Raw genomic sequence first — 13,788 nt, forward strand, 5'->3', positions numbered from 1 at the left:
CTTGCCTTGATTACTGGAAGTTTGCCTGCGCTGCATTCAGCGCCTGCTGGTCGACACGGGGTTCGGCGCGGGCCTGGACGTCCTGCACAAAGGCCTGGAACAGCTCTTGTGCCAGCGCCTGGTCCAGCTGCGCCTGCAAAGCCTGGGTGAGCAGGTTCATGTCTTCGCTGGCTTCTGGCGGCAGGATACCGTCAAGGCGGACGGCCACGGCTGACTCCGCATCCTGCACCAGGCGGAAGTTTCCGACCTCCATTTCGAACACCTGGGTGACCAGGTCCGCCGGTACTGTGTCGATGTAGGCGGTGCGGGTCAGGCCAGTCTCGGTTTTGACCTCTGCGCCTTCGGCAAAGCTGCCAGCGGTTTTAGCCTGGGCCAGCAGCGCCTCGCCCTGCTCACGCAGCGCGGTGGTCAGGCGGTCGGCCTGCCATGCGGCGAGGACCTTGTCCTTGGCATCGGCAAAGGGTTCCGGACGTTCCGGCAGAACCTCGTCCAGGCGCAGGGCGAACAGGCTGCCATCGTCCAGAAAGTCCACAGCCGGGAAGTCCTCGGCGGTGACGGCGGCGGCGGCGGTGCGGAAGCCTTCATAAGCGGCGATGCCATCGCTGGTATTGTCTGTCCAATGGATCTGAACCAGCTCCAGCCCGCTTTCGGTTGCCAGCTCTTCGAGCGTAGCACCACCGGCCAGAAGGTCGTCGATGTCTTCGGCCTGGGCCTCTACCAGACGGCGGGTGCGGTCTGAGGCCAGTTCCTCGCGCAGCTCCGGCGTCGCCTGTTCAAAGGTGGTGATCTGTGCCTCCAAGCGGCCGTTCACACGGTACAGTGCCGGGCCAAGATCCGAGGGCAGGGGGCCGGCCACATCGCCGACCTGGGCGGCAAACACATCGGTGCCTGCGGCGCCGAGAGCGCCCATGGTCACGTCGCCCATGTCAATGTCCTGCAGGGTCAGGCCGCGAGCATCAACCAGGCTTTCGAACGTCGCACCGCCGGTTTCCAGCTGTGCCTTGGCGCTGGCAGCAGCATCGTCATCGGCAAACACCAGGCGTTCCACCAGACGGCGCTCGGGCACTTGGTACTGGCTGGAGCGGTCATTGAACAGCTGGCGCAGGGCGGCCTCGTCGATCTCCACTTCATCCAGCAGCATCGAGGGGCGCAGCGCGGCGTAGGTGATCACCTTGGTTTCCGGCAGCATGAACTGGTCCTGTGCGGCCTCGTAGAAGGTTTGCAGTTCGGCATCCGCAGGAACCTGGGCGGTCAGGGCAATGTCAGCGGCATTGATCTGCACATAGGAAAAGCTGCGGCGCGCGCCGATGAAACCGGTCAGGGTTTCGGTCAGGATCCCCGGCATTTCAGTGCCGGACAGAACCGCGTTCTGGACGATGGTGCGGGCGGCTTCGCGGCGCAGATCGTCCTCGAATTCCTTTTCAGACAGGCCTGCGTTGCGAAGGGCAAAACTATAGGCTTCGCGGTCGAAGGCACCGTTCACGCCCTGGAAGGCATCAATGGCGCCCAGTTCTTCGATCAGGTTTTCGTCACCGATCGACAGGCCCAGGCCCTTCGCCTCGTGATCGAGCGCGGCCAGCGAGATCAGGCGGCCAAGAACCACCCGGTCCAGACCAAAGGCGCTGAGCTGCGCCATGGAGATGGCCTGGCCGGTTTGCGCCTGCAGGCCGCGCTGCTCGCGCTGCAATTCGCGCACATAGGTGCCGATGCTGACTTCCTCGTCGCCGACACTGGCAACCGAGGAGGCGGAGCTGGTGAAATTTACCGCGCCAAATCCGGCAAGGCCGACGATCAGCATCCCCATCAGGATCCAGACAAAGGTTTTGGATAGCTTTTTCATGCCTGCGGCCATGATGCCCTCTTTATTGTTCTGCCGTGCAAGGGGTCGCCTTGCAGCGGGAAATGCCGCTGACTGAATACGCGGCTGCCCGCAGAGGGGCAAGATGGTTGCGGATCAAACTGCTGCGTGATCAGGGATTAAAGGCGGCCAGCCGGTCAAACAGCGTCTGGATGCTTGTCCGGTCCACATTGGCAAAGGCGATGCGGAACTGGCGCGCGCCGGCCGGATCATCTTCGGGCATGAACATGGAGCCCGGCAGCATAAGAACAGAAGCCTCTGACACCAGCCGTTTGGCGACCTCCCCGGACGGCAGGTCGAACGGATGCGCGACATAAGCAAAATAGGCGCCGCAACCGAGCAGCTTCCAGCCCTTGGCGGCCAGAACCGGAAACCCGTCTTCGATTGCTGCGCGGCGGTCAAGGATTTCCTGCCGCTCTCCGGCCAGCCAGTCCTGCAGGTTTTCAATCCCCCAAAGAGCGCCAGCCTGGCCAAGCTGCGAAGGGCAGATGGTGACGGTGTCTAGAAACTTCTCCATTTCGAACATCTTATCCGGCGAAGCAGCAACAGCGCCGACCCGGTGGCCGGTCAGCCGGTAAGCCTTGGAGAAGGAATAGAGGTGGATCAGGGTCCGGTCCCAGCCGTCCTGCTGGAACAGCCCATGCGGGGCGCCTTCGCGGCTGTCAAAATCGCGGTAGGTTTCGTCCACGATCAGGGCAATGCCCCTGGCGCGGGCCAGATCAAAGAAAGCCTGCACCAGCCCGGAAGGGTACTCCACGCCGCAGGGATTGTTCGGAGTGACCAGCACAATGGCGCGGGTGCGTGGGCTGATCAGCGCCTCAGCCGCGGCAAGCTCTGGCAGCATTCCGCCGCCAACCGGGAGCGGCACGGCAGTGACGCCGGCCATGTCCAGCCACATCTTGTGGTTGAAGTACCAGGGCACGGGGATGATCACCTCATCCCCCTCGCCGCAGAGCGCGGCAATCGCAGCGGCAAAGGCCTGGTTACAGCCGGAGGTGATGCCAACCTGCTCTGCCCGCACGTCTGCCTGGTAGTGGCCGGAGATCTGCCGCGCCAGCGCCCTGCGCAATGGGTCATTGCCCAGAACGGGCCCGTATAAATGCGCCTCAACGTCATTGAGCGCAGCATCCGCGAGTGCCTGGCGCAGACCTTGGGGCGGCGCTTCTGCCGGCGCGGCCTGGCTGACATTCAGCAGCGGGCGCTCTGGCGGGAATTCAACCCCGGCCACCCAGCGGCGCGATTCGACGATGGGCGAGACAAAGGTGGCATGGGTGCGGGGAAGGGGCATGAAAGGCTCCGGGCGGCAGCAGATAATGTCAGGTGCGCCGGACCGGGCGCCGGCACATGTCTGGCACGGCGGCATGGACAGCTCAAGCGGTAACGGCTGGTGCCGCCATGGCCAAAGAAAAAGGCGCGCTGTAACGCGCGCCTTTAAATTCTTTCTGTCCGGGCGGGATCAATCCTTGCCGCGATAGGGCTCCACATATTGCAGCGCCATGTCCCAGGGGAAGAAAATCCAGGTGTCCTGGCTGACTTCGGTGATGAAAGTGTCCACCATCGGCCGCCCCTTGGGCTTGGCATAGACGGTGGCAAAATGCGCCTTGGGGTACAGCTGGCGCACCAGATCCAGGGTTTTGCCGCTGTCGACCAGATCGTCGATGATCAGGATCCCTTCGCCATCGCCCATCAGACCGGCATCCGGGGCCTTCAGCACTTCGGCCTCACCCTGGGACTGGTGATGGTAGGACCGCACCGAGATGGTATCCACGGTGCGGATGTCCAGCTCGCGGCTGACAATCATCGCCGGCGCCATGCCGCCGCGGGTGATCGCCACGACTGCGCGCCATGCGCCTTCATCAGGGCCTTGCCCGTCCAGCCGCCAGGCCAGGGCGCGGCTGTCGCGGTGGATCTGGTCCCAGCTGATGTGAAAGCCCTTTTCGTGCGGCAGACGATCGGTCATGTTATTTGCTCCCCGCAAAGTCGCGTCAGCTTGCCGGAGCCCGGACAGCGGTCCGGGCGTCCATGTTTTCAGTTACTTGGAGATGTCCGGCGCATCCACCGCCTTCATGCCCACCACGTGATAGCCGGCATCCACATGCAGGTTCTCGCCAGTCACGCCCGAGCTGAGGTCGGACAGAAGGTAAAGCGCGGATTTGCCGACGTCATCAGTGGTCACGTTGCGGCGCAGCGGTGAATTGTACTCGTTCCACTTCATAATGTAGCGGAAATCACCGATGCCCGAGGCGGCCAGGGTCTTGATCGGGCCGGCCGAGATTGCATTGACGCGGATGCCGTCCTTGCCCAGATCCTCGGCCAGGTATTTGACCGAAGCCTCCAGCGCCGCCTTGGCTACACCCATCACATTATAGTGCGGCATCACCTGCTCGGCACCGTAATAGGTCAGGGTCAGCAGCGAGCCACCCTCGCTCATCATCTTCTCAGCACGGTTTGCCACCGCGGTGAACGAGAATACCGAGATGTCCATGGTCATCTGGAAATTGCTGCGGCTGGTGTCGACATAGCGGCCGCGCAGCTCGTTCTTGTCGGAAAAGCCGATGGCGTGGACAACAAAGTCCAGCTTGCCCCATTTGGCCTCAAGCCCGGCGAACAAGGCGTCAATGGACGCTTCGTCCGAGACGTCGCACGGCAGCACGATATCGCTGCCCAGCTGCGCCGCCAGCGGGGCGACCCGCTTTTTCAGTGCGTCGCCCTGATATGAAAAGGCAAGCTCGGCGCCGGCATCGGCGCAGGCCTTGGCAATCCCCCAAGCGATGGATTTGTCATTGGCCAGGCCCATGATGAGGCCGCGCTTGCCGGCCATCAGGTGATTAGACATGCAGGTTCTCCGCCTGTGATCTGTGAATTAGAGGGTGTTTAGTATGCCGCGCGGGCCGCTTCAAGGGTGCACGCCCTTGTCGCGGCGCCGGAAGCTGCATAGGTTGCTGCCAAATCCGCAAAGAGGTGCCCGATGACCGACCGTACAGGTATATTTGCAGGTGACGATCCGTTTGCCATCGCCCGGTCCTGGCTGGGAGAGGCGGAACAGGCCGAACCCAACGATCCCAACGCCATTGCCCTCGCCACGGTGGATGAGACCGGGTTGCCGAACAGCCGCATGGTTCTGCTTAAGGAAATCGAAGACGGCGCCTTTGTGTTCTACACCAATTACGAGAGCGCCAAGGCGCAGGAGCTGGATCAGGCCGGCAAGGCTGCCTTTGTGGTGCATTGGAAATCGTTGCGCCGCCAGATCCGGGTGCGCGGCACGATCACCCGCGAAGACGGGCCGCAGGCGGATGAATACTACAAGTCCCGCTCGCTCAAAAGCCGGCTGGGGGCCTGGGCCTCAAAGCAATCACAGCCGCTGGACAGCCGCGGCACGCTGATGGCCGAGGTGGCAAAGGTCACAGCCATGAAGGGTCCGAACCCGGACCGTCCGCCGTTCTGGGGCGGTTTCCGCCTGGTGCCGGTTGAGATAGAATTTTGGGCAGATGGCGCATTCCGGCTGCATGACCGGTTTCGCTGGCGCCGCAAGAATGCAGCTGCAGAATGGGAAATCCTGCGGCTTAATCCATGAGCGGAAATGGCAAAGGCTTACCTAGGGTCAAGAGTAATTTCATGACAATTTCTAGACTTTTTAGCTTGAAATCCAAGGTCAGAATCGCGCATCAGGGCACCATCAAAATAAAAAAAACGCGGTAGGGAAAAGTACGTGGCAGAAGATCTGAGCAGCTTGCAGCAAATCCAGGGGCTGGTGAAGTGGTTCGATCCCGCCAAAGGATACGGATTTGTCGTATCTGACGAGGGCGGCGCGGACATTCTGCTCCACGTGAATGTATTGCGTAATTTCGGCCAAAGCTCTGTCGCGGACGGCGCCAGGATCGAGATTGTCACCCATCAGACCGACCGCGGTGTCCAGGCCGTTGAAGTGATCTCCATTCAGCCGCCCGAACGTGATGATACTCCGGTGCTAAGCGATTTTGCCGAACTGGACATGACCAGCCTGCAGAACGAACCGCTGGAGCCTGCCCGGGTCAAATGGTTCGACAAGGGCAAAGGGTTCGGCTTTGCCAATGTCTTTGGCCGCGGCGAGGATATTTTCCTGCATGTCGAAGTGCTGCGGCAGTCCGGGCTGGCGGATCTGCAGCCGGGGGAAGCCTTGGCAATGCGGGTGATCGACGGCAAACGCGGCCGCATGGCGGTAGAAGTGCTGGCCTGGGAGGCTGCGATGCTCCCCGGCGACGAGGACTGAGATTGTGATGCGGCGCCTGCTTCACTGGAGCTTGGGCGCCTGCATGACTTTTATCGCCGGCACCGCGCTGGCGTCTGACTGCCAGCTTGCACAGGCCGATCTTCGCGGCGACTGGGGGCAGGCGGGATTTACCGTTGAAATTGCCGCTACAGAGGCGGAGCGGGCCCAAGGGCTGATGTTCCGCGAAGACCTGCCGCGCGGGGCAGGGATGCTGTTTGTCTATGACAGCCCGCAGCCTGCGGCGTTCTGGATGAAGAATACTCTGATCCCGCTCGATATCATTTTTCTGAATGAACACGGACTGGTGACCTCGGTTCACGAGAACGCCGTGCCTGGCGATCTGACCCCGATTCCGGGGGGGGACGCTGTCTTTGCAGTGCTGGAAATCAACGGCGGGCTTGCCCGCAAATACGGTATCGCGGCAGGCTCGCAGATGCGCCATGAAATTTTTTCCCTCAGCGGCGCAGTTTGGCCCTGTTAGGGGTTTCCAAATCAGTTTGGCAGAGATAGGAAGGCGCACGGTCCGGGGCGTGGCGCAGTCTGGTAGCGCACCTGTTTTGGGTACAGGGGGTCGTGAGTTCGAATCTCGCCGCCCCGACCATACTTCTTCAATAAGTTGCAGCGAATCTTTGCCGGGTAAAACCCGGGGCAAAGATTCGCTTCCCGTATTTGGTGAACTGAAACTGCGCAGTTCAATCGGGGGTGCTATTGCTTTCTTAACGCACTGTTAAGACACCCTTAACCAATTGCCGCTGAGCCGCATCAAAAAGTTAATCGGAGGCTGGCTGTCCGAAGGCCCGTGGCAGGAAGCCACAAAAAATCGCTTCTAAGCTGTGCACCCTGTTTTCAGCCAGTGCAGCTGCATGGTTTTACACAGCCATCACCTCTGGCCGGTACGGCCGCTGTCCTTCTGCAAGGCAGCAAGTCACTCACCCGTCAAAGGAAATCCGAACAGGCAGCAGCGCAGTCCGAAGACATTGAACGGGACAGGGCCTGTGGATGAATCAACGCCCCGCCGCAGACCCTGCAATCCGCGGAAACCGTCAACAGCAAAGATAGTTGCCAAAGTGTAAATTTGCCGTTGACCCTTAGTGTCCGAATACGCCAAATTGTGGACACCGGTTGCGACGGCACTAGATCTGGTGGGTGACAGAGCCGAAGCAACAACGCTGAAAACAACAGACAGCCCTGTGAGAATGGCCGGCGAGGGCCGCAAGCGCGCTATATGCGGCGTGCGACGGGTGTTTGTGTTTTCCGTGACCGGATCTGACTGGCGCTTGGGGGCGCCGCGGCAAATAGACGACGAATGCTTGAAAAGGGGCTGAGCATGAAGATCGAACGGAAGTTCACCAAACCCGGACAGGATGCCTATGCTGATCTGGCCTTTCTCTCGGCCACATCGGAGATCCGCAATCCGGACGGGACCATTGTTTTCCGGCTCGACAACATCGAAATTCCCGCATCCTGGAGCCAGGTCGCCAGCGACGTCATCGCCCAGAAGTATTTCCGCAAGGCCGGCGTGCCGTCGCGGCTGAAGAAAGTCCGCGAAAAAGGCGTTCCTGAGTTCCTGTGGCGCTCGGTCCCTGCGGACGGCGCAGTGCTGGGCGGGGAAACCTCCTCCAAGCAAGTGTTCGACCGTCTGGCCGGCGCCTGGGCCTATTGGGGCTGGAAGGGCGGCTACTTCTCCTCCGAGGAGGACGCCCGCGCCTTTTACGACGAGATGCGCTATATGCTGGCAACCCAGCGTTCCGCCCCCAATTCCCCCCAATGGTTCAACACCGGCCTGCATTGGGCCTATGGCATCGACGGCCCGGCCCAGGGCCATCACTACGTCGATTACAAGACCGGCAAGCTGACCAAGTCCGACAGCGCCTATGAGCATCCCCAGCCGCACGCCTGTTTCATCCAGTCGGTCTCGGATGATCTGGTCAAGGACGGTGGCATCATGGATCTGTGGGTGCGCGAGGCGCGCCTGTTCAAATACGGTTCCGGCACCGGCACCAATTTCAGCCATCTGCGTGCCGAAGGCGAGCCGCTGTCCGGCGGCGGCAAGTCTTCGGGCCTGATGGGGTTCCTAAAAATCGGCGACCGCGCGGCGGGCGCCATCAAATCAGGCGGCACAACCCGTCGAGCAGCAAAAATGGTGATCGTGGACGCGGATCACCCGGACATCGAGCAGTTCATCGAATGGAAGGTGCTGGAGGAGCAAAAGGTTGCCTCCATCGTCGCCGGGTCCAAGATGCACGAAAAGATGCTGAACGGCATTTTCGAGGCGATCCGCAGCTGGGACGGCGGTGAAGCGGATGCTTATGACCCGGCAGTCAACACCGGGCTGAAGGTCGCGATCCGCGAGGCCAAAAAGGTGGCGATCCCGGAAACCTACGTCAAGCGGGTGCTGGATTACGCCAAGCAGGGCCATACCTCGATCGAGTTCCCGACTTATGACACCGACTGGGACTCCGAGGCCTACAGCTCTGTCTCCGGGCAGAACTCCAACAACTCGATCCGGGTGACAAACGCCTTCCTGCACGCGGTTGAAAAAGACGCCGACTGGCAGCTGATCAACCGCACCGACGGCAAGGTCGCCAAAGTGGTGAAGGCCCGCGAGTTGTGGGAGAAGGTCGGCCATGCGGCCTGGGCCTGCGCCGATCCGGGCATCCAGTTTCACGACACCGTGAATGAGTGGCACACCTGCCCGGAAGACGGTGAGATTCGCGGCTCAAACCCTTGTTCGGAATACATGTTCCTGGACGACACCGCCTGCAACCTGGCGTCACTGAACCTGCTGACCTTCCTGAAGGACGGGCTGTTCCAGGCGGATGACTTCATGCATTCCTGCCGCCTGTGGACGCTGACACTGGAAATCTCGGTGATGATGGCGCAGTTCCCGTCCAAGGAAATCGCGCAGCGCTCCTATGATTTCCGCACGCTGGGTCTGGGCTATGCCAATATCGGCGGCCTTTTGATGAACATGGGCTACAGCTATGACTCGGATGAGGGCAGGGCGCTTTGCGGTGCGTTGACCGCGCTGATGACCGGCGTGTCCTACGCCACCTCGGCCGAGATCGCCGCGGAATTGGGGCCGTTCCCGGGGTATGCAAAAAACACAGACCACATGCTGCGTGTGATCCGCAATCACCGCAACGCTGCAATGGGCAACGCGGACGGCTACGAGGCACTGTCGGTCACCCCGGTGCCGCTGGATATTTCCAACTGCCCGGACGCGCTGCTGGCTGATCTGGCCGCCAGCGCCTGGGACGAGGCGCTGGAGCTGGGCGAAAAGCACGGTTACCGCAACGCCCAGACCACAGTCATTGCACCCACCGGCACGATCGGCCTGGTGATGGATTGCGATACGACGGGCATCGAGCCTGACTTCGCCCTGGTGAAGTTCAAGAAGCTGGCCGGCGGCGGCTACTTCAAAATCATCAACCGTTCGGTTCCTTCTGCACTGGAGGGTTTGGGCTACAGCTCTGCCCAGATTGAAGAAATCGCATCCTACGCAGTTGGCCATGGCTCTATCGGTAACGCGCCGGGCATCAACCACACCTCGCTGGCTGGCCACGGCTTTGGCCCCAATGAGCTGGCCAAGGTGGACGCGGCACTGGAATCGGCCTTTGACATCCGGTTTGTGTTCAACCAGTGGACCTTGGGCGAAGATTTCTGCACCGGTGTGCTGGGCATCCCTGCGCCCAAGCTGAATGATCCGACCTTTGACCTGCTGCGCCACCTGGGCTTTACCAAGGCGGACATTGACGCGGCCAACGACCACGTCTGCGGCACCATGACCCTGGAAGGCGCGCCGCATCTGCAGCAAGAACACTATGCGATCTTTGACTGCGCCAACCCCTGCGGTAAAAAAGGCAAGCGTTTCCTGAACGTTGACAGCCACATCTACATGATGGCAGCCGCCCAAAGCTTTATCTCCGGCGCAATTTCCAAAACCATCAATATGCCGAATTCGGCCACCATCGAGGACTGCCAGAAGGCCTATGAGCTGAGCTGGAGCCTGGGGGTTAAGGCCAATGCGCTTTACCGTGACGGCTCCAAGCTGAGCCAGCCGCTGGCGGCGGCACTGGTTGAGGATGACGACGACGCGGCAGAAGTTCTGGAGAGCGGCGCGCCGCAGGAGAAGGCAGCGGTTCTTGCCGAAAAAATCGTCGAGAAAGTGATCATCAAGGAGGTGCTGAAATCGCACCGCACCAAGATGCCGCAGCGGCGCAAGGGATATACCCAAAAGGCAGTTGTCGGCGGTCACAAGGTTTATCTGCGGACCGGCGAATACGAGGACGGCAACCTGGGCGAGATCTTCATCGACATGCACAAGGAAGGCGCAGGCTTCCGGGCGATGATGAACAATTTCGCCATCGCGGTGTCGGTCGGCCTGCAATACGGCGTGCCGCTGGAGGAGTTTGTCGACGCCTTCACCTTCACCAAGTTTGAGCCCGCCGGCATGGTCCAGGGCAATGACTCGATCAAGAACGCCACCTCGATCCTTGATTACGTGTTCCGCGAACTGGCCGTCAGCTATCTGGACCGTACCGATCTGGCGCATGTGAAGCCCGAGGGCGCAAGCTTTGACGACCTGGGCCGCGGCGAAGAAGAAGGCGTGTCGAACCTGAGCGAGCTGAGTGAAAACGCAGCCTCGCGGTCGCTGGAGGTGCTAAAGCAGATCTCTTCGACCGGCTATTTGCGCAAACGGCTGCCGCAGGAACTGGTGGTCCTGCAAGGCGGCCAGACCGAAGTATCGGCACTGGGAACTGGAACTGATCCGGTTGCCGCGTTGCAATCGCTGGTGCCAGAGACCGGTGATGCGCCTGTGCAGCCCGGCGGCGGAATGGATGCGCGCGTCAAGGCAAAAATGCAGGGCTACGAGGGCGAGGCCTGCGGCGAATGCGGCAACTACACGCTGGTCCGCAACGGCACCTGTATGAAGTGCAACACCTGCGGCGGAACCTCCGGCTGCAGCTGAAGAACACCGTCTGCGTCTCTGATTTTCCCTCGGTGGCGCAGACGGATACTGGAAGCGGTGATACTGCTTCCAGCGCTATCAGGAATGGGTGCGCCCGTTCTGAACACCGGGAAGGCCCAGGTAAGAAAACTTTCGGGCAGTCAATGAAGGAGCCTGACCGGTGATAACTGGCTTCCTCTGTTTTCAGGGGAAGCCATTTTCTTGACTGCGGGCGGGCTGTTTACTGTATCGGTAGACCTCATAATGAGAATTATGTTAAATTGACACTCATCAACAGACCACCGTAGCGTAGATTAAACATATAATTCTCAACCCCTTGCCGGACGCAGTAAACCTTCCTGCGCGACGCTGGCGATTAGCTGGCCGTCTTCCGTGTAAATAGATCCACGATTGAAGCCACGGCCGCTGCCGGTGAACGGTGCATCCATTGTGTAAAGATGCCAGTTCTCGAATTGAACCGGTGCATGAAACCACATTGCATGGTCCAGGCTTGCGGTCATGGCGCCGGGTTTGTGAAACGTCAGCCCATGCGGCCGCATCGACGATCCGAGCAAGCCAAAGTCAGACGCATAAGCCATCAGGATATGCTGCAGCTCAGGACCGGCGCCTTTGGCTGCCTCCATTCTGATCCACATATGATTGATATCAGATGTGTTTTCCGGCTCCAACGGATCCCGCGGCGCAACTTCGCGGATCTCGAATGGCCGCGGCCTAGTGAATTCATCGCGTTTGGCCGGATCCACCCGGAATGCATTGCGCAGGAGGATTTTGTCACGCGGCTCCAGCGCGGCCGGCGTTGGAACATCCGGCATTTGGTGCTGATGCTCCCAGCCATGTTCCGGTGCATGAAAGGATGACGCCAGATTCAGGATTTGCTTGCCGTTCTGCATTGCCACAACCCGCCGGGTGGTGAAACTGCGGCCGTCCCGTGCTGGGTCAACTTCGTAAATGACCGGTCTCGATGGGTCGCCCGGGCGAATGAAATACGCGTGAAGAGAATGACATAAGCGTCCGGAAACAGTTGCATATGCTGCCGTCAGCGCCTGTGCGATCACTTGGCCGCCATAGATGCGGGTCGGTGTTTCGCCGCCGGAACCGGATCCGCGGTAGAGATTTGTATCAAGCTCTTCCAGATCCAGCAGATCAAGGAGAACTTTGGCAGTATCCGGCATGTGCAGCGCTTTCATTGGTCTTTTCTGATGCAGAACGCTTATCTTAGCTGGAACTGCGGCAGTTGGAAATCACTCGGCTATGGCGCCATGGATCAGCGCCTTGAGTTCCGGCCGTGCCGGGTATGAACTGGAAGGCGCCAGCTGGGTCAAAAACACCACCGACACATCAAGCTGCCGGTCCAGCCAAAAGAACGTTGACGCGATGCCGCCCCAGCTGAAGTCGCCAACTGATCCGGGGCACCGCGCCCGTGCCGGGTTCAGAACAACAGCGCCGCCTAGGCCAAAACCCATGCCCTCCATCGGCTGTTCGGCAAAGCTTTGCGGGCCCATTGAGGCAATGTCACCTGTAAGGTGGTTTTGCATCATGAAATCAGCGGTTTGCGAGTTGATGATAATGCCGCTTTGACTGCGGCCGCGGCGCCGGAGCATTTCGGTGAATTTCATGTAATCATCAATTGTGCCGATCAATCCACCGCCGCCGGAGTGCATTTCAGCCTGCCAGAACGGAGAGTGCGGGAAACTATCTGTCAAGCGCAGACTGTCGGCGCCGGTCTCTGCGGAATTCAGCGCCATGGCGTCACCCGCCAACGGCGTATAGAGAGAGGCAAACCGGCTCCCTGCCCCGCTGGGCGGTTGGAACCCGGTCTCAGTCATTTCCAACGGTTCAAAGATTTCTTCTTGCAAGAACCGGCCCAGAGATTTGCCTGAAACAACCTCTGCTACGCGGCCCAGCACATCAGTCGCAACGGAATATTCCCAACGGGTTCCGGGTTGGAAGGCCAACGGCAGCCCGGCAAGCCGGGTCACCATCGGGGCAAGTGATCCGTGGTCGGGCTTGAACAGCAAATCTTCCTTGGCCATGGCTTCCGGCAGAACACCTGGGTTGAACGGGTAACTCAGCCCGCTGGTGTGGGTCAGCAGCTGGTGCAGTGTCGGAGCAGCGCAGGGTTTGGTCTGGCTGATCTGGGTGGCTCCGGGTACTAGCGCCTGCATGTCAATGAATTCCGGAAGGAAATCGCTGACAGGCGCATCCAGATGGAACAGCCCTTGTTCCAGCAGAGACATCACAGCCACAGACGTCACTGGCTTGGTCATCGAATAGAGGCGCACCAGCGTGTCACGGGTGAATGGCAGGTTCTCCTCGATGTTGCGCAGGCCGGCCGCGTGGAAATACTGTTCCTCGCCGCGGCGGCGGATCAAAAGGGCGCTTCCCGGATATTTCCCTTCATCCACATAGCGTTGCTGCCAGCGCCTGATGCGTTCCAGCCGGTCTGATCTCATCGCTGTGCCCTCGTACTGCTCTGCCTCTTCCATCCGGACTGTATACTGCCGTTCTAAAGGAGACGAGCCGGCAGACGTTGCATTTCAGGCATCGGGGCGCAGGTGCCGGAATACAGAAGAATGAAATTCAAAGGCCCCGATGACTGTGCTGACTGGAAATAGAAACGCTCAATTTGGAAATGGGCTGGAATTGAGTGCCGCGCAAACGCTTGCGGCGGCGGGTTCAGTAAATTCCAAAATTCGAATTTTTCCAATT

10 protein-coding genes and 1 tRNA gene are annotated in these 13,788 nt (G+C 60.2%); 5 read left to right on the top strand and 6 right to left on the bottom strand.

What is annotated here, in order from left to right; translation table 11 throughout:
- Window positions 1-10 precede the first annotated feature (10 nt).
- The 4 genes from K3724_RS09365 to fabI all read right to left on the bottom strand — a co-directional run bounded on the left by K3724_RS09365 (window position 11) and on the right by fabI (window position 4,694).
- The gene (locus K3724_RS09365) at window positions 11-1,852 is read right to left on the bottom strand and encodes a peptidylprolyl isomerase (protein ID WP_259992101.1); all 1,842 of its coding nucleotides are present in this window, start codon (window positions 1,850-1,852) and stop codon (window positions 11-13) included.
- A gap of 118 nt (window positions 1,853-1,970) precedes the next feature.
- Window positions 1,971-3,146, bottom strand: a complete 1,176-nt coding sequence (locus K3724_RS09370; protein WP_259992102.1) for an aminotransferase — start codon at window positions 3,144-3,146, stop codon at window positions 1,971-1,973.
- A gap of 168 nt (window positions 3,147-3,314) precedes the next feature.
- Entirely contained in the window at window positions 3,315-3,818 is a 504-nt protein-coding gene (gene gpt / locus K3724_RS09375) for a xanthine phosphoribosyltransferase (RefSeq protein ID WP_259992104.1), read from the bottom strand.
- 72 nt (window positions 3,819-3,890) lie between these two features.
- A complete protein-coding gene (gene fabI / locus K3724_RS09380; protein WP_129370933.1) occupies window positions 3,891-4,694 on the bottom strand; it encodes an enoyl-ACP reductase FabI in 804 nt (267 codons plus the stop codon).
- A gap of 132 nt (window positions 4,695-4,826) precedes the next feature.
- Here fabI and pdxH point away from each other — a divergent pair, with 132 nt between their 5' ends.
- From pdxH to K3724_RS09405, 5 genes are all read left to right on the top strand, one after another.
- Entirely contained in the window at window positions 4,827-5,432 is a 606-nt protein-coding gene (pdxH, locus tag K3724_RS09385; RefSeq protein WP_237454514.1) for a pyridoxamine 5'-phosphate oxidase, read from the top strand.
- 135 nt (window positions 5,433-5,567) lie between these two features.
- On the top strand, window positions 5,568-6,107 hold the full coding sequence (locus K3724_RS09390) for a cold-shock protein (RefSeq protein ID WP_259992109.1): 540 nt from the start codon (window positions 5,568-5,570) through the stop codon (window positions 6,105-6,107).
- A gap of 43 nt (window positions 6,108-6,150) precedes the next feature.
- The gene (locus tag K3724_RS09395) at window positions 6,151-6,588 is read left to right on the top strand and encodes a DUF192 domain-containing protein (protein ID WP_259992111.1); all 438 of its coding nucleotides are present in this window, start codon (window positions 6,151-6,153) and stop codon (window positions 6,586-6,588) included.
- A 43-nt stretch (window positions 6,589-6,631) separates the two neighbouring features.
- Window positions 6,632-6,708, top strand: a tRNA-Pro gene (locus K3724_RS09400).
- Between the two features lie 726 nt (window positions 6,709-7,434).
- The gene (locus K3724_RS09405) at window positions 7,435-11,079 is read left to right on the top strand and encodes a vitamin B12-dependent ribonucleotide reductase (RefSeq protein WP_259992113.1); all 3,645 of its coding nucleotides are present in this window, start codon (window positions 7,435-7,437) and stop codon (window positions 11,077-11,079) included.
- Between the two features lie 308 nt (window positions 11,080-11,387).
- Here K3724_RS09405 and K3724_RS09410 read toward each other — a convergent pair whose 3' ends face one another.
- Together K3724_RS09410 and K3724_RS09415 are read right to left on the bottom strand one after the other, a co-directional pair.
- A complete protein-coding gene (locus K3724_RS09410) occupies window positions 11,388-12,251 on the bottom strand; it encodes an acyl-CoA thioesterase II (protein ID WP_259992605.1) in 864 nt (287 codons plus the stop codon).
- A gap of 69 nt (window positions 12,252-12,320) precedes the next feature.
- Window positions 12,321-13,532, bottom strand: a complete 1,212-nt coding sequence (locus K3724_RS09415) for a serine hydrolase (protein ID WP_259992607.1) — start codon at window positions 13,530-13,532, stop codon at window positions 12,321-12,323.
- Window positions 13,533-13,788 lie beyond the last annotated feature (256 nt).

Origin of the sequence: Leisingera sp. M658 (genome assembly GCF_025144145.1) — a bacterium.
In the GTDB taxonomy this organism is placed as follows: Bacteria; Pseudomonadota; Alphaproteobacteria; order Rhodobacterales; family Rhodobacteraceae; genus Leisingera.

Bases quoted from the DNA above. Each gene is read 5' to 3' on its own strand.
- K3724_RS09365 (WP_259992101.1), bottom strand. From the start codon at position 1,852: ATGGCCGCAGGCATGAAAAAGCTATCCAAAACCTTTGTCTGGATCCTG.
- K3724_RS09370 (WP_259992102.1), bottom strand. From the start codon at position 3,146: ATGCCCCTTCCCCGCACCCATGCCACCTTTGTCTCGCCCATCGTCGAA.
- gpt (WP_259992104.1), bottom strand. From the start codon at position 3,818: ATGACCGATCGTCTGCCGCACGAAAAGGGCTTTCACATCAGCTGGGAC.
- fabI (WP_129370933.1), bottom strand. From the start codon at position 4,694: ATGTCTAATCACCTGATGGCCGGCAAGCGCGGCCTCATCATGGGCCTG.
- pdxH (WP_237454514.1), top strand. From the start codon at position 4,827: ATGACCGACCGTACAGGTATATTTGCAGGTGACGATCCGTTTGCCATC.
- K3724_RS09395 (WP_259992111.1), top strand. From the start codon at position 6,151: ATGACTTTTATCGCCGGCACCGCGCTGGCGTCTGACTGCCAGCTTGCA.
- K3724_RS09405 (WP_259992113.1), top strand. From the start codon at position 7,435: ATGAAGATCGAACGGAAGTTCACCAAACCCGGACAGGATGCCTATGCT.
- K3724_RS09410 (WP_259992605.1), bottom strand. From the start codon at position 12,251: ATGCCGGATACTGCCAAAGTTCTCCTTGATCTGCTGGATCTGGAAGAG.
- K3724_RS09415 (WP_259992607.1), bottom strand. From the start codon at position 13,532: ATGAGATCAGACCGGCTGGAACGCATCAGGCGCTGGCAGCAACGCTAT.